The 22,140-nt window shown below is 35.3% G+C and carries 20 protein-coding genes and 2 pseudogenes; 16 read left to right on the top strand and 6 right to left on the bottom strand.

The features are described 5' to 3' along the window. The first annotated feature begins 84 nt into the window (after nucleotides 1-84). Both P256_RS05175 and P256_RS13230 read left to right on the top strand, forming a co-directional pair. Entirely contained in the window at nucleotides 85-1,005 is a 921-nt protein-coding gene (locus P256_RS05175; protein WP_040331831.1) for a LysR family transcriptional regulator, read from the top strand. A 570-nt stretch (nucleotides 1,006-1,575) separates the two neighbouring features. Further along, a pseudogene (locus P256_RS13230) lies at nucleotides 1,576-1,749 on the top strand (integrase arm-type DNA-binding domain-containing protein); the annotation flags it as partial. Nucleotides 1,750-1,992: 243 nt separating this feature from the next. Here the strand turns inward: P256_RS13230 and P256_RS05170 are convergent. After that, nucleotides 1,993-2,997, bottom strand: coding sequence for an MFS transporter (locus P256_RS05170; protein WP_023272630.1), 1,005 nt, complete (start codon nucleotides 2,995-2,997; stop codon nucleotides 1,993-1,995). A gap of 325 nt (nucleotides 2,998-3,322) precedes the next feature. Here P256_RS05170 and P256_RS05165 point away from each other — a divergent pair, with 325 nt between their 5' ends. From P256_RS05165 to P256_RS05135, 8 genes and pseudogenes are all read left to right on the top strand, one after another. Beyond that, a complete protein-coding gene (locus P256_RS05165) occupies nucleotides 3,323-3,553 on the top strand; it encodes a hypothetical protein (RefSeq protein ID WP_040331829.1) in 231 nt (76 codons plus the stop codon). Nucleotides 3,554-3,702: 149 nt separating this feature from the next. Beyond that, nucleotides 3,703-3,912 (top strand): cold-shock protein, encoded by a 210-nt coding sequence (locus tag P256_RS05160; RefSeq protein ID WP_023272628.1) that lies wholly within the window; start codon nucleotides 3,703-3,705, stop codon nucleotides 3,910-3,912. A gap of 172 nt (nucleotides 3,913-4,084) precedes the next feature. Next, a pseudogene (locus tag P256_RS13545) lies at nucleotides 4,085-4,273 on the top strand (IS982 family transposase); the annotation flags it as partial. A 533-nt stretch (nucleotides 4,274-4,806) separates the two neighbouring features. Further along, nucleotides 4,807-6,486 (top strand): potassium-transporting ATPase subunit KdpA, encoded by a 1,680-nt coding sequence (kdpA, locus tag P256_RS05155; protein ID WP_212749975.1) that lies wholly within the window; start codon nucleotides 4,807-4,809, stop codon nucleotides 6,484-6,486. 11 nt (nucleotides 6,487-6,497) lie between these two features. Beyond that, nucleotides 6,498-8,507 carry a potassium-transporting ATPase subunit KdpB gene (gene kdpB, locus P256_RS05150; protein WP_023272626.1) on the top strand — a complete coding sequence of 670 codons (2,010 nt, stop codon included), beginning with the start codon at nucleotides 6,498-6,500 and terminating at the stop codon, nucleotides 8,505-8,507. A gap of 15 nt (nucleotides 8,508-8,522) precedes the next feature. Continuing rightward, nucleotides 8,523-9,131 carry a potassium-transporting ATPase subunit KdpC gene (gene kdpC, locus P256_RS05145; protein WP_023272625.1) on the top strand — a complete coding sequence of 203 codons (609 nt, stop codon included), beginning with the start codon at nucleotides 8,523-8,525 and terminating at the stop codon, nucleotides 9,129-9,131. Between the two features lie 21 nt (nucleotides 9,132-9,152). Next, the gene (locus P256_RS05140; protein WP_023272624.1) at nucleotides 9,153-11,786 is read left to right on the top strand and encodes a sensor histidine kinase; all 2,634 of its coding nucleotides are present in this window, start codon (nucleotides 9,153-9,155) and stop codon (nucleotides 11,784-11,786) included. A 6-nt stretch (nucleotides 11,787-11,792) separates the two neighbouring features. Then, nucleotides 11,793-12,497: a response regulator transcription factor gene (locus P256_RS05135; protein ID WP_040331657.1), complete on the top strand. Its 705-nt coding sequence runs from the start codon at nucleotides 11,793-11,795 to the stop codon at nucleotides 12,495-12,497. 8 nt (nucleotides 12,498-12,505) lie between these two features. Here P256_RS05135 and P256_RS05130 read toward each other — a convergent pair whose 3' ends face one another. Both P256_RS05130 and P256_RS05125 read right to left on the bottom strand, forming a co-directional pair. Then, nucleotides 12,506-13,414, bottom strand: coding sequence for a DMT family transporter (locus tag P256_RS05130; protein WP_023272622.1), 909 nt, complete (start codon nucleotides 13,412-13,414; stop codon nucleotides 12,506-12,508). Then, complete coding sequence (locus tag P256_RS05125) at nucleotides 13,404-13,985, bottom strand: TetR/AcrR family transcriptional regulator (RefSeq protein ID WP_023272621.1); 582 nt, start codon at nucleotides 13,983-13,985, stop codon at nucleotides 13,404-13,406. The genes P256_RS05130 and P256_RS05125 overlap by 11 nt, the downstream gene beginning before the upstream one ends. Nucleotides 13,986-14,365: 380 nt before the next feature. Here P256_RS05125 and P256_RS05120 point away from each other — a divergent pair, with 380 nt between their 5' ends. The 3 genes from P256_RS05120 to rplT all read left to right on the top strand — a co-directional run bounded on the left by P256_RS05120 (nucleotide 14,366) and on the right by rplT (nucleotide 15,880). Beyond that, complete coding sequence (locus P256_RS05120; RefSeq protein ID WP_040331656.1) at nucleotides 14,366-15,169, top strand: transporter substrate-binding domain-containing protein; 804 nt, start codon at nucleotides 14,366-14,368, stop codon at nucleotides 15,167-15,169. Between the two features lie 145 nt (nucleotides 15,170-15,314). Next, on the top strand, nucleotides 15,315-15,509 hold the full coding sequence (rpmI, locus tag P256_RS05115) for a 50S ribosomal protein L35 (RefSeq protein WP_001096359.1): 195 nt from the start codon (nucleotides 15,315-15,317) through the stop codon (nucleotides 15,507-15,509). 11 nt (nucleotides 15,510-15,520) lie between these two features. Continuing rightward, nucleotides 15,521-15,880, top strand: coding sequence for a 50S ribosomal protein L20 (gene rplT / locus P256_RS05110; protein WP_023272619.1), 360 nt, complete (start codon nucleotides 15,521-15,523; stop codon nucleotides 15,878-15,880). A 45-nt stretch (nucleotides 15,881-15,925) separates the two neighbouring features. On the opposite strand, the gene P256_RS05105 is transcribed toward rplT, so the two are convergent. Continuing rightward, nucleotides 15,926-16,873: a hypothetical protein gene (locus P256_RS05105; RefSeq protein WP_023272618.1), complete on the bottom strand. Its 948-nt coding sequence runs from the start codon at nucleotides 16,871-16,873 to the stop codon at nucleotides 15,926-15,928. A 208-nt stretch (nucleotides 16,874-17,081) separates the two neighbouring features. Here P256_RS05105 and pheS point away from each other — a divergent pair, with 208 nt between their 5' ends. The 3 genes from pheS to P256_RS05090 all read left to right on the top strand — a co-directional run bounded on the left by pheS (nucleotide 17,082) and on the right by P256_RS05090 (nucleotide 20,800). Further along, on the top strand, nucleotides 17,082-18,062 hold the full coding sequence (gene pheS / locus P256_RS05100) for a phenylalanine--tRNA ligase subunit alpha (protein ID WP_023272617.1): 981 nt from the start codon (nucleotides 17,082-17,084) through the stop codon (nucleotides 18,060-18,062). Between the two features lie 66 nt (nucleotides 18,063-18,128). After that, nucleotides 18,129-20,510 carry a phenylalanine--tRNA ligase subunit beta gene (pheT, locus tag P256_RS05095; RefSeq protein ID WP_023272616.1) on the top strand — a complete coding sequence of 794 codons (2,382 nt, stop codon included), beginning with the start codon at nucleotides 18,129-18,131 and terminating at the stop codon, nucleotides 20,508-20,510. Continuing rightward, nucleotides 20,507-20,800 carry an integration host factor subunit alpha gene (locus P256_RS05090; RefSeq protein WP_023272615.1) on the top strand — a complete coding sequence of 98 codons (294 nt, stop codon included), beginning with the start codon at nucleotides 20,507-20,509 and terminating at the stop codon, nucleotides 20,798-20,800. Before pheT ends, P256_RS05090 begins: the two co-directional genes overlap by 4 nt. Nucleotides 20,801-20,831: 31 nt before the next feature. On the opposite strand, the gene P256_RS05085 is transcribed toward P256_RS05090, so the two are convergent. Beyond that, on the bottom strand, nucleotides 20,832-21,422 hold the full coding sequence (locus P256_RS05085; protein WP_023272614.1) for an HAD family hydrolase: 591 nt from the start codon (nucleotides 21,420-21,422) through the stop codon (nucleotides 20,832-20,834). 63 nt (nucleotides 21,423-21,485) lie between these two features. Then, nucleotides 21,486-21,683, bottom strand: coding sequence for a hypothetical protein (locus P256_RS05080; RefSeq protein WP_023272613.1), 198 nt, complete (start codon nucleotides 21,681-21,683; stop codon nucleotides 21,486-21,488). Between the last annotated feature and the right edge of the window lie 457 nt (nucleotides 21,684-22,140).

Raw genomic sequence — 22,140 nt, 5'->3', positions numbered from 1 at the left:
TTATAAGCTTATATATAATAGAACTATTGCACCATACGCATTCTATGCAACAATTGATTGCATCAAATGCAAATGATCATTTATATGCGTAATGTTGATATGAATTTATTAAAAGCACTAGATGCTTTACTTACTGAGCAGAGTGTTACACGTGCTGCACATCGTTTAGATTTAAGTGTTTCAGCTATGAGTCGAAACTTGACACGCCTCCGTGCAGTAACTGGCGATTTGCTTCTAGTACAGGCAGGTCGTAAAATGGTACTTACATCTTATGCAATGGAAGTAAGGGAGCATGTACATGAAATTACTCATGAAGCTTATTCTTTACTTCAACCAACTCAAAAAAAATTAAATTTAGATACGCTTGAGCGGAATTTTACACTTCGTGCTAATGAAGGGTTTATTAACTTGATAGCTAGTACTCTTGCTAAAGAATTACAAGAAAAGGCTCCAAAATCATGTCTAAGCTTTATAGAAAAATTTGATAAAAATGCTCAAGCATTACGTGATGGTACACTTGATCTAGAGGTAGGTGTAATTGGTACAAATGCTCCAGAAATGAAAACAAAAACTTTATTTCGTGATCGATTTGTTGGTATTTGCTGTCATAAACATCCTCTACTGCAAAACGATGAAATTACAGTACAAAACTATACTGCTTACAAACATATAGTTGTTTCCCGAAAAAATAAATCGCGTGGGCCTGTAGATATTGAGCTTGCAAATTATGGTTTAGAACGTCAGATAAATATGGTTGTTCCTAGCTTCTCTACAGCTATTAATATAGTTCGTAATTCGGAGCTTATAGGACTAATTCCTTTATCTACTCTTGGTTTTATTACTACTGAATCTAATATATCTGGAATTACATATTTTGAGTTACCAGTAATTACACCTTTTATAAATATTTCTGCAATATGGCATCCACATCAACAAGATAATTTAGAACATCGTTGGTTCAGAGAAACTATCATGAAAATATGTAATTCTTTTCCCATTCATTGATATATGCAATTTACAGCCAAAAAACCACCTCATTGAACTTGTATAGTAGCCATACGGTTATTCAATCATTACAGGAATAGTGATTATTGCCAGTGGTGGTATTAGGATCTGTTTTTAAATCTAACCCTTTTGCATATCGGCATTTGCAATGCGGAATTACTGTGCATCTATTCAAAATGAGCCAGTCTCATATATAAGGGCTACAGGTAGGCTTGCTGAGTTTGGGAGGAAATATGGAAGTTAAACTCAAAGATAATTAGTGTTATTGGTACTGTGCAAATTTACAGCAACACTATTTTTGTATCATAGGTGTTTTTATATTTAATTTTATTTATATAAAACAGTATATTAATTATTGAGTTCAATTGTCGCCATCCCACCATATACTTAAACTTATATGCTCTAATATGAAAAATGTAAGTTATAAAGCCTTGATTATTAAATGATTGAGGTTTTTTTTATGCCTAAACATAGTGTTATATGCACAAATATAGCTTTATACAGTATTGCCTAGCTTGTATCCCTGTGTGTATCCTTTCATATTTATTGAAACTGTAGGGATACAAGAAAATGAAAAGGTCAGATATAAAAAGACGTCCATTGTCGGATACTGCCTTAGCAAGTCTTGAGCCTGAGGATAAGGATTATCGGGAACTAGATAGCAACAGTTTATACTTTTTAGTACAAAAGAACGGTAACAAGTCGTGGCAACTTAGATATAAGAAATTATGTGGTAAGTGGTCATAGCTAGTGTAAGCTAGTGATTTATTTCACGTTCTTCTATATTTCATCTTGTATCATTTTTCTATCACTATTTTGTACTAAAATCTAAATATTTTTATAAAAAATAGTTTGTTACATAGTTAAATATTATTTTGATTGGGTGGATAAAAATATTTCTTATAAGATATTGATTTAAAAATATATTAAAAAATTGATGAGATGGAGCAGAACTATCACTTCGCTAGATAGCTCTGCTTTATATAATTAATTATAAGATTTTTTTGAACCTAAGTGTCCACTAAAAATACTAACTAGTGCACCAAGAAATAAACCAAGAAAAGCCCATAGAGCTGCTTTTGCTGCGAGTTTAGTTGCAATAGCTGCTTTTTCTCTAGCATCTTGTTTAATAGCCTGATATTTAACTTTTGCATCGTTAATTGTAGCTTGTGCTTGATTAAAGGCATCATTCACTTTCTGAACTGCGGTATCTCGTTCTTTTAAGAAGTTTTCAACAGCTTGGTCAGCTTCTTTACTTGTCATATTACTATTTTTAGTTAGAGCTGTTTTTATTTCATCTTTACTAATAGAGTTGTTAATAGACTGAATGCGAGTTTTTAGTGAAGTAAGTAAATTATTAATAATTTCATCACTTTTTTGAGGGGTAATCGCAATGTCTTTCAGTGATGTTTGAATCTCACTTTTTGCCCAATCTAGCTGAGAGTTTAAATAGCTTGGTTGTAATTCTGGTATTCCACTTTTTTTCAAAGCAGCTAATACATTTTTATTACTAGACTCCATAATATCTGATGAGTTAGGAATAATTTCATTCAAGTTACTATCTTTAAATACTTGGACAGTACTTTGTCCTAAAGATGATGCAATATTTCCAGAAACAGAAGTGACAGATCCGACTAAACTTCCTGTAATATTTAACGTACTTGTTACGGTAGATATACTAATAAAAAGTCCAATAATAAGAGATAAGCACCAAACTAAGAAACCATGTACACCACCATGAATGCCTGAAAGTTTACCAGTAATAAAGCCACCAACTGCTAAACTTACTAATAAGGAAATACCTGTCCAAATACCTAGAGTAGTACCTGATCCATTACCAATATCTGTATTAGATAAAGGGTCTAACATAGAGAATCCTAAGGCTATTCCTAAGATTGAAAGAAGAAATGAAACAGCTAAGACAATTACTGTACCAGCAAATATACTAGGCCAAGAAATTCTTGTTTTTAAATATGTTTCTACATTATTCATAAGTTATCCTATATCATTGATTTGCTATTGTTTGTAGGCACTATTTATTTTTAGTAGATATATGGTAGAACAATTAATTATGTGAAGTATGTTATATTTTATTAACTATATATGAACTGTATAGATTTTTTTGGGCGGGGATTCTATTTTTCAGAATAAAGTTGGGAATATCTATTGCTTTTACTTTGTTAAATCTATAGAGTGAGCATCATTGGATGCGCCATAGCGATTCAAGATGAAGATATTATATATTTGTTTTTGAAATTGGTAAATTTTAGACAGTATTCACTATTACTACGAAAATAGCACAGATGTCGAAATGTGCATGAATTGGTATAAATTGGAAAAGATTGTAAATCGTATAGCTATCGCAATAAATGGCGATGAAATTAATGTAAAGATTGTTCCTAATGAAAAGCGACAAAATACCTCTACAGGATTTATGACTGTAGAAGTAGGTAAGAAGGTTCTTTTAGAATCTGGCCAAGAGGTTAGCTTAAATTTAGATGGAAGAAGTTTTTATACTTCATTCAATCAAATGTATAAATTAATGTAATTCACAAATACAGTTTTTCGACTGTATTATTTTACCTACTAGAATTTTGTTTCTTCACCATAATTATTACGCAGTATCTACTATCAAAGTTCTACGTTTCTAATTTGAAATCTCAATTTTCTAGTCCTTTACTGGAAAGAGGACATAATATGTCAAATGTACAAACTGGCGTTGTTAAATGGTTTAACGATACTAAAGGCTTTGGATTTATCCAAACACAAGGTGGACAAGATGTATTTGCTCACTTCAAAAATATCCAATCAGATGGTTTTAAAAGCCTTACTGAAGGCCAACAAGTAGAGTTTATTGTTACTCAAGGTCAAAAAGGATTACAAGCTGAAAATATTAGACCACTTTAATATTTTCTGAGTTGTACTCTAGCCTATCAAGTATCTTGATAGGCTTTTTTATAAGCTAATATTATGGATGCAGACTTTATGCGCTATAACGGATATATATCCTTGTAATATTTTAATATAAATAGAATGAAGTAACATTATTGCATTTCTAGTGCTATAAAAATGATTTGCTATTTTATCTAATGGATACGTCGCTGATATCAAAATGGTTGAACAGCTTGTGATAGGACTACATACCACACTCTATGTAGGTCGTGATTATTTCAGTCGAAACCTTAAAAGTAGAATGAGAGCATAATATATTGATCTAATTATCTATCAGCATAAAAACATACCATTCATTGAACTGTCTAAAATAGATTAATACCACTTGAAGCAATGCAACCAGATTGAAACTCTATTTACTTAGAGGGTATACCATCTGGTGAAGAGGAAGGCACTTAGTGTTGCTAGGATTATACATTTCTATAATAAAAGCAAGCCAATCACTTAAATGATGACCTCCGTGGCTTAAATAGGATTTGGGCTACTTAATAATATTTATCTCTAAAAAATGCTGTAGACCTTAATATAAATATGAGTTTAGTAAAGTTGTACTTATTATATCTTGTGTAAATATAAACAGTTGGATAAGTTATTGAAAGTATATAATATTATTTTGAGTAATTGCCGAATAAGAAAGCTCCATTTAAATAATTATGGCTAATTGAAAAAATAAGTAGACCATACCAATTATGGAGTTAATTTATATGAGTTCTTAAGGACAGCTGAGGTATTTTTACTCAGTAAAGGATAAAAATTTACGCAGATTTTACGCGATTCATTTTTTCTTTATAGAGAATTTACGGGAAGACTTTAGATAATTCAGATCACATTTTGTAAATGGTATCTGACATGTGGGAAGCTCTTTCCGTATTCGTTGTTTCATTATTGTTGGCATACCCGTTAGGAGGGTATCTTGCAACAATTTTGCAAGACCGACCAATGAAAGGCGATGGTATATTTAAGTGGATTGAAAAACCTATTTATGCCTTGATAGGTGTTAAAAATCATGGGATGAATTGGAAGCAGTATTTATCTGCTTTTCTCTTAAGTAATCTATGCCTGCTTGTTTTTAGTATTATTATTTTAATGACTCAAGCATGGTTGCCATTAAACCCAGATCATGTGCCCAATATGAATTGGGACTTAGCACTTCATACTTCTATCTCTTTTTTAACCAATACAGATCAACAGCATTATTCAGGCCAAGCGCAATTATCATATTTTTCACAAATGACGATGATTACGGGTTTACAGTTTATTTCACCACTCATTGGTTTAACACTTGTTGTTGCTGTTTTACGCGCTTTATTTTTGCAATCCACTCATAATGAAAATAAAAAAACGTGGGCTTCAATTAACTTAGGAAACTATTGGCGCGATATTGTTAGAGTGCTATTTAGGTTTTTATTACCTATTACTTTTGCTTTTTCACTTTTACTTAATAGCCAAGGTGTGCCATCGACATTGTCTGTAGGGCCTACTGTTCAAACTATAGAAAATAATTCACAACATATTCCTCTTGGCCCTGTCGCTGCGATGGTGGCAATAAAACAATTAGGGAGTAATGGTGGTGGTTGGTATGGTCCAAACAGTGCAGCACCTTTAGAAAATCCAACGCCATTTTCTAATTGGCTCGAAATGGTCGCAATTTTACTTATTCCACTAGCTGTTATTTTTATGGTGGCAAGGTTCGTACAGCGTAAAAAACTGATGTGGATGATTTTTGGCAGTATGTTGTTTATGTCGATTATTTCTACAAGTCTAAGCTTATGGACAGAACAATACTCTTTACAGCCGAATGATGCTTTATTAGAAGGGAAAGAGCTTCGATTTGGTGCTGAGTCTTCTGCATTGTGGAGTGCACTGACTACACAGGTAAATAATGGCTCTGTAAATATGATGCATGATTCGCAATCACCTTTAACAGGATTGGTCGAGATGTGTAATATGCTGATTAATGCTATTTGGGGTGGCATTGGATGTGGCTTACTACAGTTTCTTATTTACTTGTTCTTGGCTGTATTTATTGCAGGCTTAATGACAGGCAGAACACCTGAAATCTTTGGCTATAAAATTGAAACGACAGAAATTAAGTTGTTATCTGTGGTTATTTTATTACAGCCCATTGTCATTCTTATTTTGACAGCAATTGCGTTGGCGAACCCTACACTTACGGGGAACTCCAATCCTGCTTTCCATGCAATTTCACAAGTTTTTTATGAGTATACCTCTGCTTATGCAAACAATGGCTCGGGTTTTGCGGGACTAGGAAACAATACCGTATGGTGGAATGTATCTGCCAGTATTGCTTTGCTTGCAGGCCGTTATAGCACCTTAATTGTTCCTTTACTCATTGCTGTAAGCCTTGCATCTAAGCAAAAAGTGGCTCAGGGCAAAGGCACATTAAATATAGAGTCAGTGACATTTGCGCTCATGCTTATAGGTATTGTTCTTATTCTTACGTTGTTGCAATTCATGCCTGTTTTAGTACTAGGCCCAATTGCAGATTTCCTATCTATTCAACTTTAAGAAGCAAAGATATGAAACATGCGATCAGTTCTAAAGCAAGTTTTTTGAATAAAGAGATTGTTCAACATACATTTATTAAATTTTTACCGCAGTACGCGTTTAAAAATCCTGTGATGGCGTGTGTATGGCTAGGTACGATTCTTACTATTGGGGCAACAATATTTGGCTATAACCAACTTGGGTTAGGTATTAGTTTAAGCTTTATTTTATTTATTACGATTTGGTTTGCAAATTTTGCAGAAGCGATTGCCGAGGCAAAAGGTCGTGGACAAGCATCTTCTTTAAGACAGGCACGTGAAAATTTATTTGCCTATCGTCTTATAGATGATCAAAGTAAAACTGAAAAAATTGCAGCCCATCTTCTGAAAAAAGATGATGTTGTAATTGTAAAAGCAGGTGAACTCATTCCTGCCGATGGTGAAATTATAGAAGGTTTTGCGACCATTAATGAGTCAGCAGTGACAGGTGAGTCTGCGCCTGTGCTGCGTGAAGCTGGTACAGATAAAACGGGTGTAATTGGTGGAACAAAAGTTTTAACAGATCAAATTATTGTTAAAGTGAGTAATGAGGCTGGCAATAGCTTTTTAGACCGAATGATTGCACTTGTAGAGGGGTCAAGCCGCCAAAAAACACCCAATGAAATTGCTTTGGGTATCTTACTCAATGTTATGACAATAACGTTTATTGCAGTTGTGGTCACACTTTCTTTTATTGGATCAATCGTTCATATTCAAATAAATATTGTACTTTTGGTTGCGCTTCTTGTATGTCTTATTCCAACCACTATTGGTGGCTTACTTCCCGCAATTGGTATTGCAGGGATGAATCGGGCCCTTAAAGTAAATGTTTTAGCCAAATCGGGTAAGGCTGTAGAAGTAGCAGGCGATGTAGATGTACTGCTGTTAGATAAAACGGGAACAATTACCTATGGTGACCGTCAAGCGACAGCGTTTTACCCACTGACAGGAGTTGCCTCATCGCTTTTAAGACAAGCAGCCATGAGTAGTTCTTTTGCCGACCCAACACCTGAAGGGAAATCAATCGTAAAGCTTGCCCAATCGTTGGGTGAAACACTTGAATCTGCATCAGATGCTGTATTTATTCCATTTAGTGCAGCTACACGTATGTCAGGCGTCGACCTGAAGGATGGTACAAACATTCGAAAAGGTTCACTTGATGCAGTTTTAAAATTTACAGCAATGGATATTGCGCAACTGAGTGAATTAAAAATCAAAGTAGATGAAGTTGCATCCAAAGGTGCAACCCCATTAGTCGTGGCATTAAATCAAAGAATATTGGGTGTTATTGAACTGTCTGATGTGATTAAAGAAGGCATAAAAGCACGGTTTGACCTATTTAGAGAGATGGGTATAAAAACCATTATGGTTACGGGTGATAATCCACTTACGGCAGCAGCAATTGCAGCAACAGCTGGTGTAGATGACTATATTGCAGAAGCCAAACCTGAAGATAAATTGGCATGTATTCGAGCAGAGCAAAAAAATGGTCACTTGGTTGCAATGGTTGGAGATGGAACAAATGATGCGCCTGCATTAGCACAAGCTGATATTGGTTTAGCAATGAGTTCAGGGACACAAGCTGCAAAAGAAGCAGGAAATATGGTTGACCTTGACTCAGACCCTACTAAATTATTGGATATTGTTGAAATTGGTAAACAGCAATTGATTACACGAGGTGCTCTAACCACATTCTCACTTGCAAATGACGTTTCAAAATATTTTGTTATTTTACCTGCCTTATTTGCTGTGGCTGTACCTCAATTAAATGTACTTAACTTTTTAAAGCTTTCTAGCCCAACAAGCGCAGTGTTATCAGCACTTATTTTTAATGCCTTAATTATTCCTGCGCTAATTCCACTTGCATTGCGTGGGGTTAAATTTAAGCCTGCAAGCGCACTAAGTTTATTGCGCCGTAATATGTTTATCTATGGCATAGGTGGTGTAATCCTACCTTTCATTGTCATAAAAATTATTGACTTATTTGTAAGTTGTTTCTTGTAGATTTTGGAGAGAAAAATGAATACACATGATATGGCTTTAATCTCTGAAGAGAAACAGCCTGTAATAAGACAAAGTTTGGGTTTAATGGTATTAGGTTTTATTGGAACGGGGCTGATTTATTGTATTTTACAAACAAGTATTGCACAGGTAATTTTTCCCTCTCAGGCGAATGGAAGTGTTATACAACAGCAGGGTAAAGCAGTTGGCTCACTTTTAGTTGCTCAAGACTTTCATAGTCCTCGTTATTTTCAAGCACGACCGAGTGCAATTAATTATGACCCAATGGCAATGGGAGGCAGTAATTTAGCGGTAAGTAATCCTGATTTGCGTAAAAATATTTCTGAACGTAGGAAGCAGTTTGCAAAATTCAATGATGTTGATTTACAGCATGTACCTTTAGATATGTTAACTGCTTCAGGCAGTGGTATTGATCCTGATATATCTCCTGAAAGTGCAGAACAACAGGTGAGTAGAGTGGCCCAAGAAAGGCACATATCTGTCGATGAGATACAAAAAACTGTGAATGCTTACACCCAAGAAAAGCAATTTGGTTTTTTGGGTATGCCTAGAGTAAATGTTTTACAGTTAAATCTTGCACTTGATGCATTACAACATACTCGATAAAGCGGGTAGGGAAATGGTGCTATGAGTCTTGATCGTGATGTAAGAGCAGATGCTTGGTTATCTTATAGTAAACGTGAAGAACAAGGTCGTTTAACACTATTTCTCGGTGCAGCTCCTGGTGTTGGAAAGACTTATGCGATGTTAAGCCGAGCCCATGAGCTAATGATGCAAAAGGTGCATGTAGTTGTAGGTGTTGTTGAAACACATGGACGTGTTGAAACGGAAAAGCTAGTTTTGGGATTGAATGTTATACCTAGAAAAAAGATTAAATATAAGCATCATATTCTAGAGGAAATGGATTTAGATGCTATTTTAAAAATAAAGCCTAAAGTTGTTTTGGTTGATGAGCTTGCACATACCAATATGAAAACAAGCCGCCATGAGCACCGTTGGCAAGATGTAAATGAACTCTTAGATGCAGGAATTGATGTCTATAGTACTTTGAATATTCAACATTTAGAAAGTTTGAATGATATTGTACAGAGAGTAACTGGTGCGAATGTAAATGAAACAGTACCTGATGCATTCTTTCAGCGGTTAAAAGATATTCGTTTGATCGATTTACCCATTTCTGAGTTGTTAGAGAGATTAAAGCAAGGGAAAGTCTATGTTTCGGAACAAACACAGTATGCACTTAACGGGTTTTTTAAGCCGAATCATTTAACAGCATTGCGTGATCTTGCTTTACAGTTTGTTGCCGAAAATGTAGATATTCATTATAGAGAGAATGGTCACAGCGTAGGAAAAATTATTCCTATTCAAAGTCACCTGATGCTTGTCATTTATGATGAAAAATTTTCTGAGAGTTTAATACGCAGAGCGCATCGGATTGTAGAGCGCCGTAATACACGATGGAGTGTGGTTTATATAGAAAGAGGTAGTCCTAAAAGTCAAAAAACTTTTGCGGTTACACAGACTTTAAGCCTTGCAAGACAGCTTGGTGCAGAAACGCATTTCATTTATCATGAAAATATTGCTTCTGCAATTTTGGAAACTGCATATTATTACGGTGTTTCCCAAATTCTTCTTGAGTGTCCAGTAAGATGGTGTATTGCTTCGCCAAAATTTTACTATATCTTTCGAAAAATTTTATTTAACCCACATCCTTTTGAAGTCACTTTCATGCAAAATGATGATTTGATAAAGAATCATCAACAACCTATGCCTAAGATGACCATTGCACGAAAAATAACATTAAAAGAAGTGACTGAAAGTATAGTTATTATTACGTTAGGGCTGCTATGTGCAAGTATTTTAGATCGGTATGTTGGATATAATGATTTAGCACTTATTTTTATTCTTACGGTAATGGCTGTAGCTGTGAGAACACAAATGCTGATTACTATTTTAAGTGTATTTGCATGCTTTATTTTATATAACTATTTCTTCATTGAACCAAGATATACCTTACAAATTAGTGCCCATGAAGGGGTGATTACAGTATTTTTATTTTTGGGCTGTGCACTTGTTGTTGGTCGGCTTGCAAGTCAGTTAAAAGAGAAAATAAGAAACTTGAAAGTGGCAAACTCAATTGCGATGCAACTTCAAGACTTGGAGCGTAAGCTTTCGAATTGTTTAACTTTAAAGGATGTGATGGATATTGCTAAAATGCATATGGAAACGACCTTACAGGCAAATGTTTGGTTGCAGATTGGAAATCATCACCAAAATATAGATGCTTTGTCTGAAAAGGAAGTGGTTGCAGCAAATTGGACACAAAAAAACCTTCAGCCCTGTGGTCACTTTACCAAAACATTAAATCAATCTGATTGGTGGTTTATACCTCTTCCTTTGCAAAAGGAACATGGGGTTGTTGGTATAAAATATTTGCAACGGAAGAAACAGCTAAGTTTTGAAGAGCAGCGACTTATTGCATTAATGATTGAAGATATTATTCAAACAGCATCAAGAATACAGTTATCTTTACAATTAGAGGATGCAAGGGTGACGAATGAAACAGAAAAATTACGTTCTGCATTATTATCCTCTGTGTCACATGATTTACGCTCGCCGTTAGCAGCTATGATTGGTGCAGCAGATACATTACGCTATTTTGGAAAAGAAGTACCTGAACATGACCGTATTGAATTGCTAGATATGATTCATAGCGAGGGTGGGCGTTTGGATCGTTATATACAAAATTTATTAGATATGACGAGGCTTGGACATGAAGGTCTTACACTTGCAAGAACAATTATATCTATAGAAGATGTAATTGACTCAGCAATTACTCGTTTAACTACATATCAACCTAATCTAAAAATTGATACTTATATTTCATCGAATTTGCTTGAAATTAGTGTTCATCCTGCTTTGATAGAACAAGCTATTTTTAATGTCTTAGAAAATGCTGCAAAGTTTTCTCCTCCACATGTGCCTATTGTAGTAAATGTGACAAATTACGAAGATCAAATGTTGCAAATAGATGTGATTGATAAAGGAGTAGGAATACCTGAAGATGAAAGAGAGGAGATATTTAATATGTTTTATACCATGCAAAGAGGAGATCGTAACCCAATAGGGACTGGGTTAGGGCTAACAATTGTGAAAGCAATTGTAGGTGCACATATGGGTAAAATTGAAGCTTTATCTGCATTTGAAACATATGGAACACTTGTACGTATACAGCTTCCTTTAAATTTAACAAAAGAATAGTTAGGAATGATTGTGGGTAATCAGAAGATTTTGGTGATAGATGATGAACCTAAGATTAGGCGATTTATCGAAATTGCACTACATACACAAAATTATGATGTGTTTTTAGCTGAAACTGGATTAAAAGGTATTCAAATTCTTCTTGAGAAGACACCAGATTTAGTTATTTTAGATTTAGGTTTGCCAGATATGGATGGACATGAAGTTCTACAGGAAATTCGAAAGTGGTCAAATATACCTGTTATTGTTTTGTCTGCACGACCTGATGAAAAGCAAAAAGTTTTACTGTTAGATACAGGTGCAAATGATTATGTAACGAAACCATTTAATATTCAGGAGTTATTTGCAAGGATTCGTGTATTACTTAGAAATAGACATACTTTTGTAGATATACCTAAAATTTTTAATGATGGTTATTTATATATCAATATTACAGAGCATATTGTCAAAATAAATGAAGTAATGGTTAGCCTAACCAAGAAAGAGTTTCAGCTACTCGCATTATTATTTAAGCATCAAGGTGAGATTGTAGAGCAAATAGATATTATTCGTGAACTATGGGGAAATACACATACAGAAGATACACATTATTTGAGAATCCTTACAAAAAAACTGCGAGATAAACTAGGTAGCCATATATCAACTGCGAAATATATTACGACAATTTCAGGTGTTGGTTTACGTTTTGAATTATGCAAAGAAAGTAAATGACTGACGGTCTATTCATGGGACTTTTTGCTCAGTAAAATGAGGCATATCATAATTAATATCATTCCAATCCAGCCAATTAACTCTAGTTTTTCTCCAACAAGTGTAATTGCTAAAAGGGCAGCAACAACAGGCTCAAATAGTGTAAGTGTCAGTGCTTGGCTTGCTGTAATGGTTTTTAGGCCATATCCGAATAATACATATCCTAAAAACATAGGAATAAGGATCATATAACCAATAACAAAAATATTCATAGGGTGAATAAAAATAGTTGAGCTACTAAATATACAGATTGGAAGTAGTAAAATAGATGCTCCACCAAACATTGAACCCATAATTGCCTTAGAGCTAATATTTCTATCAATGAGACGTTTTGCTATCCATGAGAATAGGGCATAAGCCAAACCAGCAATGATGCCTAACAGTAAGCCGCCTAACTTCTCTTCCTCAGAAAAGTGATTAGAAATATGTGTTTGTTGGGACTCTCCTAAAGATAGGCATAAAATACCTATTGCACCTAAAATAAAGCTGATGAACCAACGTAAAGAAAGCTTTTTGTTTTCAAATATTTTTTCAAAGAGTGCCGTAAATAAAGGTGCTGTTCCCATAGAAATAACAGTACCAATGGTAATTCCAGCAAGATGCATTGATGAATAAAAAGCAAGCGGGTATACAAATACAGCCAAGATACCAATAATAAGAATAAAGAAATGAGACTTAATTTCATGAAAATGATCTTTTATCGCTTTTCTTGCCAAGATTGTTTGTAAAAGACCACCACCACCCATAGCAGCAGCGCCTATTGTAAGTGGGCTGAGTGTAGGGGAAAAAGATGCGATAGTACCTGTTGTTCCCCATAAAACAGCTGCAGATAAAACACAGGTTAAACCTAAATACTTGTTATAAAAACTATTTTTCATTGATAATTTCTTTTTCTAAAATTTTTTTAGTAAGTACTTTAGCTGCAGTAACTTTATGACTTGAACCTTCTAAACCAGCACGAGAGATAGAACCTTCAAGTAGAAAAGAGACCATAAGTGCTAACTCGTTAATCTTATTTTGGTCTTGAGTCAGATGAGATAAGTGCCGTTTGATAATTGATTCAACCTCTTCTTTATGTTTTTTTACTGCTACACGATGTGGACTATTTGCAGAGAACTCTGCTGCAGCATTTAATAAACCACACCCTCTAAAACCGTTTTCATAATTAAATTCAGCATGGTCTTGATATGCATCGAAGATAGCTAGGATTTTATCTAGACTTGTTTTTGCTCGATTTTCTTGAATAGCATATAGGTCAAGCCACTCTTGATGCCTAATCGTGATGTAAGATGCTATTAGGTCATTTTTAGTAGAAAAATTATTATATAAAGACATTTTTGCCACATTTGCTTTATTTGTAATACTGTTAATACCTGTAGCTTCAATACCTTTATTGTAAAAAAGAATAGAAGCTGCATGTAAAATTTTTTCTTTTGCTGTAGTACTCATAGATTACTTTTTATGTAGACCGATCTACCTATTATGTGGTTGTAACATATAAAAATCAATTGATATCTAAATTTTACTAAGCTATCAATATTTAAAAAGAAATATTTTAATTCACTCAGAAAAGGTCATCATAAGAATAAAATTAGTCAATTTATTACTATTGGTAAAGCAGATATTTATCTTGAGCTGATTTTTTTTAGTATAGGAAATAGTGATTTAAGTATTTGATTTTTTATAAAAATTATTTTATGTGCTTGTAAATAAAAAAGATTGTTTGCGCTTTGGTGTATAAGTGAAGCAGGATACGCCCTAGCTTTTGATTGGCTTAGAATTTGCTATAAAAAAGCACTAATTTATTTTTGATCAAAATGGGTAATACCATGAAATTTCTTTATAAGAAAATGTGGGTAATAGGTCTTTTTATAGCAGTTTTACAAAGTGTCCATGCAGATATCCAATCTATACAACCATCTGAGACAGTATTAAAAAATATTCTTCATAGGGGTATTTTAAATGTTTGTACAACAGGTGACTATAAACCTTATAGCTTACTGAAGGCTGATAAAACTTATGAAGGCATAGATATTTCTATGGCGGATGCTTTAGCTAAAAGTTTAGGGGTTAAAGTGAACTATGTTCCATCGACATGGAAAGGTTTAACTACAGATGTTGTTACTGGAAAATGTGATATCGCAATGGGTGGTGTTTCAGTGACTTTAGTTAGACAACAGCAAACATTCTTTTCAGAGCGTATAGATGTAGATGGTAAAGTTCCATTTGTTAGATGTAATGATGTAGATAAGTACCAATCTATTGCACAGATAAATCAATCATCTGTGCGTGTAATAGAGCCATTAGGTGGTACGAACGAAGCTTTTGCACATAAATATTTACCTCAAAGTAACCTTGTGTTGACACCTGACAATGTCAGTATTTTTCAGCAACTGGTAGATAAAAAAGCAGATGTTATGATTACAGATGCTTCTGAGGCACTTTATCAAAGAAAATTTTATCCTTCACTATGTGCCGTAAATACGCGTAATCCTATGCAGTATGGTGAAAAGGCATATATGCTTCCAATGGGAGATATTACATGGAAGCTTTATGTAGATCAGTGGCTGCATTTAATGAAAGAAACTGGTGAATATAAGAAAATTACACAGGCTTTGGTCTCATATGAGTAAGTAATTTCAAATTATTAAAGTCAGGCTAATTCAGGAAATAAATTGCTTTTGTTTTAAGCAAAGATCAGCTAAAATACGCGCTTCCTTACCTGCAGGCTACTTACATGGTGTAAGCAAGCTAAACAGGTGTCCAAAAGAGGTTACTATGGCTAAGCTAAAAACTCGCCGTGGTGCAGCTAAACGTTTTAAAGCGACTGCAAACGGTTTCAAGCGTAAACAAGCGTTCAAACGCCACATTTTGACCAAAAAATCTGCTAAGCGTATCCGTCAATTACGCGGCTGTGTAATGGTTCACGTTAGTGACGTTGCTTCAGTTCGTCGTATGTGCCCATACATTTAAGGAGATTATAAATGGCTCGTGTAAAACGTGGTGTAGTGGCGCATCGTCGTCACAAGAAAATTCTTGCTCGTGCTAAAGGTTACTATGGTGCTCGTTCACGCGTTTATCGCGTAGCGTTCCAAGCAGTAATCAAAGCAGGACAATATGCTTACCGTGACCGTCGTCAGAAAAAACGTCAATTCCGTGCTTTATGGATTGCGCGTATTAACGCTGGTGCACGTCAAAATGGTTTATCATACAGCCGTATGATTGCTGGCTTGAAAAAAGCACAAGTGATTGTGGACCGTCGTGTATTAGCTGACATTGCTATGCATGATTCAGTTGCATTCACAGCTTTAGCTGAAAAAGCTAAAACTGCTCTAGCTGCATAAGTTCAGAGATTCTAAAAAGACCGCTGTTTAGCGGTCTTTTTTTGTTTAAAATCCGAAATAGTAGACAAGTGCACCAATCACAAGAGTAATAAAAATGAGTGCAATCACACTTTTTGTAGAAGCAGTTGTTTTGTGGTCTGTATTTAACTTCTCTGTGTTATCAAATGGTGAGTTTCCTAAAGTAACTTTGCGCTTTGCTTCTTTGTAATGGTTTGCTGTCTTTACAATAAGTTTTGAAAAGAGCTCATCTATTTTCTGTGAAAAAGCCTGCATTTCTGCTGTTAAGCTATTTGATTGTTGCTTAGATTTTTCAATTTGTTGGTCAAGCTGTTCAAGCTTAAATAAGAATTCATGCGAGATTTCTGCATGATAATCTTGAGGTAATAATGATTGGTCATCGCTATTTGATGTTCCCGTATAATAGGCTGAAGTCAGCTCCTGCACAGTAAAATTTGTCACATAAGGCTGATTGAAAATTTCTTTTTCAAGATAATCATTAATACTGTCCCAATTTGGGCGGTTTAAGTCTAAAGTAACTTGTTTAATGAGTGGTGTAGGTAATTCAAAATCCCACATGGTTACAAGTCTACTTTTGAGTTGTTGCGATGCAGGAATTTCATATTCATTATCTGCGGTATACCATTCAGCCAACTCTTGACCAAAAATCCAAGCAACTTTTTTTTGAGGGCTATGCGCCACAATAAAGTGTGTGAAGGGTAGTAATTCAATATTTGGATTTGGGTTTGTACCATCTTTTAATAGGCTAGACTCATGCAAACTCAGTTGTGTAAAACCTTGTGTCTTTAAAGTTTCTAGCCAAATTTGAAAATGTTGAGCAAGCAGGTGTTGAGTCTTTAAGCTACGAAATTGAATTAAGCAATTTTGAAAAATATCATGATTGACCCAAGTACTAAAACTGAGCTGATTTTTTAAAAATTCATTTCCGTAAGTTACAAGTACAAGTTGTTGCTTCCAAATAGGATCTAAAGCCATAGTTATTCTCTATATTGTGCAATTGTTGTGGAGCAAATAATTCTGATTATTAGATGAAATAAGGTATTTTATGTTCAGAATTTTAACATTTTTGATTGGCTCTCGTGTAGGTAAATTTTACTTGTTGTGAAAACTTCATTAAGTCTATGAAAAGCTGTTAGAATGGGGAATAATTTTTCTAATTTTTATAGATGCTTTGAGAGTAATTATGTCACTGGAAGCTTTGACCAATGAAGCACTGAGCGCAATTGCAGCCGCTCAAGACCTTGCAACCTTAGACCAAGCCCGAGTGCAATTTACTGGGAAAAAAAGTCAGCTTGCAGAGCAGTCAAAATCTTTAGGTAAAATGGATCCTGAACAACGTAAAGTTGAGGGTGCAAAAATTCATGCAGTGCGTGAAGCAATAAATAAAGCATTGACGGAAAGACAGCAAGTATTACAACAACAAGCGCTTGAAGCAAAGTTAGCAAGTGAAACGATTGACATTACCTTACCGGGTCGTGGTCAACAGATGGGTAGTATTCATCCTGTAACTCAGGTGCAAGAACGTATTTGCCAATTCTTTACCAAAGCAGGTTTTACTGTAGAAACAGGGCCTGAGGTTGAAGATGACTATCACAACTTTGAAGCATTAAATATTCCGGGTCATCACCCTGCACGTGCTATGCATGACACGTTTTATTTTGATGCAAACCATTTGCTGCGCACACATACTTCAGGTGTGCAAATTCGTACAATGGAAAAACGTCAGCCACCAATTCGCATTGTGTGCCCGGGGCGTGTTTATCGCTGTGACTCAGACCAAACTCACTCACCAATGTTTCATCAAATTGAAGGCTTATATGTTGCAGAAAAGACAAGCTTTGCTGAACTGAAGGGTCTATTGGTAAATTTACTTCAATCTTTCTTTGAAAAAGAGCTACAAGTTAGATTTCGTCCATCATACTTTCCATTTACAGAGCCAAGTGCAGAAGTAGATATTATGGATGAGCGCGGTAAATGGCTTGAGGTATTAGGCTGTGGCATGGTGCATCCAAATGTATTGAGTGCGGCTGGTATTGATCCTGAAAAGTATACAGGTTTTGCTTTTGGTCTAGGCGTAGAACGCTTTGCAATGTTGCGTTATGGCATTAATGATTTACGCATGTTCTATCAAAACGATGTACGCTTCTTACGTCAATTTGCTTAGTTCAATCGATATTTGCATTGAGTTTACTGAAGAATAGATCAAGAAAGTTTTAAGGTTATATATCAAATGAAAATTAGTGAAAGTTGGTTGCGTACGTGGGTAAACCCTGCAATTGATAGCGCAACACTAGCAAACCAGTTGACCATGCTTGGCTTAGAGGTCGATGATATTTCTCCTGTGGCAAAGCCATTTACTGGGGTTGTGATTGGTGAGGTGCTGACAGTTGAGCAACACCCTGATGCAGATCGTCTACGTGTAACGACGGTTAATATTGGTGAAGATGAGCCATTACAAATTGTGTGTGGCGCACCAAATGTACGTGTTGGTTTACGTGTACCTGTTGCAACGATTGGTGCTGTACTACCAGGTGACTTTAAAATTAAAAAAGGTAAGTTACGTGGGGTAGCTTCATATGGAATGTTATGTGGCGCTTCTGAAATTGACTTAGAAGATCAAATTGATGGTTTGTTAGAGTTACCAAGTGATGCACCCATTGGTGTAAATATTCGTGAGTATTTACAGCTTGATGATCAAGTGATTGATATTTCAATTACACCGAATAGAGGTGACTGCTTTAGCGTGAGAGGTATTGCTCGCGAAGTTGCTGTCATTAACCAAGCACAGGTCAATGAACCTGAGTTTGTCGATGTTCAAAATACACTTGAAGACGTAAAGCAAGTAAGCCTGAAAACAGAAGGTGTACCACGTTATTTAGGACGTATTGTTCGCAATGTAAATATTCAAGCGAAAACACCAGCATGGATGGAAAAAGCATTATCCCATTCAGGTATTCGTCTGCATAGTTTCTTAGTTGATGTAACAAACTATGTATTGCTTGAACTTGGTCAACCTATGCATGCATTTGATTTGGCAAAAATTGAAGGTGATATTCAAGTTCGTCAAGCAACCAAAGGTGAAAAAATTGTTCTGTTAAATGAACAAGAAGTGGTATTAACAGAAGATGTTATGGTTGTTGCAGATGATGCACAAGCACTTGCAATTGCAGGGGTTATGGGTGGTCTTTCTTCAAGTGTGACAGATACTACAACAGATATTTTCTTAGAGAGTGCTTTTTTTGCACCTTTAGCAGTTGCAGGTCGTGCACGTCGTTATGGTTTGCATACCGACTCTTCACAACGTTTTGAGCGTGGGGTAGATTTTGAGTTGCCATTAAAAGCGCTTCAACGTGTTTCTGCGTTAATTGCAGAAATTGCAGGCGGTGATTTTGGTCCAATTATTTCTGCTGAACAATCGGATGTATTGCCACAAAGAAATGCAATTGAACTTCATAAGAGTCAAGTTGAACGTTTACTTGGCTATGAAATTGAATCAAGCTTTATTGCAGATGCTTTAATCCGTTTAGGTTGTCACGTTACTGAAATAGCTCAGAATACATGGTCGGTTGTACCACCTTCACATCGTTTTGATATGGTGATTTATCAAGATCTTATTGAAGAAATTGTACGTATTCATGGCTATGATAATATTCAAATTAAGTTACCACAAATGGATGTGGAGCTATCTAGCTATAAAGACCAATTTGAAATTTCTCAACTGCGTCAAACTGTTGCGACATTAGGGTATCAAGAAGCAATTAGCTTTAGCTTTGCAGATGCGAAGTTAGAAAAGCAATTGAATCCTGCTGTCAATCCGTTAATGTTAGCTAATCCAATATCAAGTGATTTAGCTGCAATGCGTAGTACATTGCTTTCAAGTTTAATTCCATGTGTGCAATATAACTTAAATCGTCAGCAAAGCCGTGTACGTTTCTTTGAACTGGGTTTACGTTTTGATTATCAAAATGCAGAGAACTTAGACGAGTTAAAACAAACACCAACATTAGCAATGATTGCAGTGGGTTCTCGTGTTCCAGAACAATGGCATGTTAAAACTCAAGATATGGACTTTTTTGACTTTAAAGGTGAAGTTGAGGAAGTTATTTCGGCAAGTCGTTTAAATGTTGAGTATATTCGTTCAGAGCGCAACTGGTTACATCCTGGGCAATCTGCGGAAGTTTTAGTAAATGGTCAGTCTATAGGTTACTTTGGTCGTTTGCATCCATCACTTGAATCATCATTAGATTTGGGTGTAACTTGGGTAGCAGAGCTTGACCAAAATTTCATTTTGCAATCTTATGTATCTAATTTTACAGAATTATCACGTTTTCCGTCAGTTAGACGTGATATTGCACTTTTAATTGATGATAAGATAAGTGTAAAAGAAATTCAGCAGTTAATCGAAAAAACTGGTGGAGAGCTTCTCGACTCAACATGGTTGTTTGATGTATATACAGGACAGGGTGTTGAAAGTGGTAAACGTTCGTTAGCGTTTGCATTATTGTGGCAGCATCCATCAAGAACATTAGAGGATGCTGAAATTAAATCAGGTATGGATCAAATAATTGAAGTGCTAGAAAGCACATATCAAGCAACATTGAGGGCGTCATGACAGCATTAACTAAAGCAGAAATGGCTGACCATTTAAGCGAACTTACAGCATTAAATCGCCGTGAAGCAAAGCAAATGGTTGAATTATTTTTTGAAGAAATTAGTCAAGCATTGATTGCAGGAGAGCATGTAAAGCTTTCTGGTTTTGGGAATTTTGAGTTGCGTGACAAGCGTCAACGTCCTGGGCGTAATCCTAAGACTGGAGAGGAAATTCCAATCTCAGCACGTCGAGTAGTTACTTTTAGAGCTGGGCAAAAGTTCAGACAGCGCGTAGGTACAGAGCAAGAATAAAATAAAACCCCCAAATATTCTGGGGGTTTTTTTATAGACGACGCCATTGATAAAACTTTATATCTGCAAGTTCTAGCATTGCTAAATCATTGGGAGAGTCACCATAAGCATATATGGTTTGGTAGTCGGATAGATTATATTTATTTTGAATGCGTATAGCCTTATCAATACCGCCACAATCACCACCAACTAATTTACCTGTATATCTTGAATTTATGCATTCTAGCTCATTACAGATGAGATCCAAACTATATTGTTTACACCATGGTTTCAGGTAAATATCTAGTGATGATGAGACAACAACAACTCGATCTCCCTGTGATAGATGCCATTGGATACGGTTGAGTGCGTGAGGTAAAATAACGGTATTTAAATATTCATGTGCAAAAGAGTCAGCGATATGAGTTAAGGTGCTTTGAGGATAGTCTTTGAAAGCTGTATAACAGAGTTTTGTACGAAATCTTTTGTCACTGATATATTTTAATTTGAAGCCAATGAAGTAGGGGCTAAGCTTTAGTATAGTAAGGTATTGCTTAGTTCTATTGGCTGTGGATTTTAGGAAAGGTCCAAAAGTATCTCTAGATGTAATTGTTTCGTCGAAATCAAATAGTGCAAGATTCATATTTATTTTGCCTATAAAAAAAGAGAGCAAAAGCTCTCTCTTTTATAATTCAAGATACTCGAATTATTGAGCAGCAGCAGGTGCAGCGTCAGAAGCAGCAGCAGTCGCTTGAGAAGCAGCGTCAGAAGCAGCAGCAGTTGCAGAAGCAGCGGCATCAGAAGCAGCAGCAGTATCAGCAGCAGGAGCTTCTTTCTTAGCACAACCAACGAAAGCTAAAGTTGTAGCAACAGCAGCTACGATAGCGAATTTTTTGAATAACATGGCATCACTCTCATAAAATAATAGAGAAAAAAAACCAACGCTAACTTGTTTAAGCTTTTATTATCCCTATACGTTTTCGATAGGTAACAACGCACGGAGCAAGTTAACTGGCATGCGTGTATGCTATCACTGAGCTTATTTAATTACTACTAGGTATGTTTAAAAAAAACGAAAAAATGATCAAAAAACGTTGTTTTTTTAACAGAAAATAACAATCAAATATTCAACTTATATTGAAGTAATTGTCGATTAAGTTACTTAAAAATAGGGGGTTTTTCGATAATAAGAAAAGCTTATCTATAACTAGGATAATGGTATTTTTTAAAATCAATATAGTTTGTTATTTTATGTAATAAAAGTAAGGGGTAGTATTTCTATAACTATAAAAATTAAATCTGAATATCAGTATCTTAGGTATAATAAAAAACTATCCTATTTGAAATTCTATTGTTTAATT

Source organism: Acinetobacter nectaris CIP 110549 (assembly GCF_000488215.1).
In the GTDB taxonomy this organism is placed as follows: Bacteria; Pseudomonadota; Gammaproteobacteria; order Pseudomonadales; family Moraxellaceae; genus Acinetobacter; species Acinetobacter nectaris.
The sequence above is the reverse complement of the archived record's forward strand: the minus strand, read 5'-3'. Positions and strand labels throughout refer to the sequence as shown.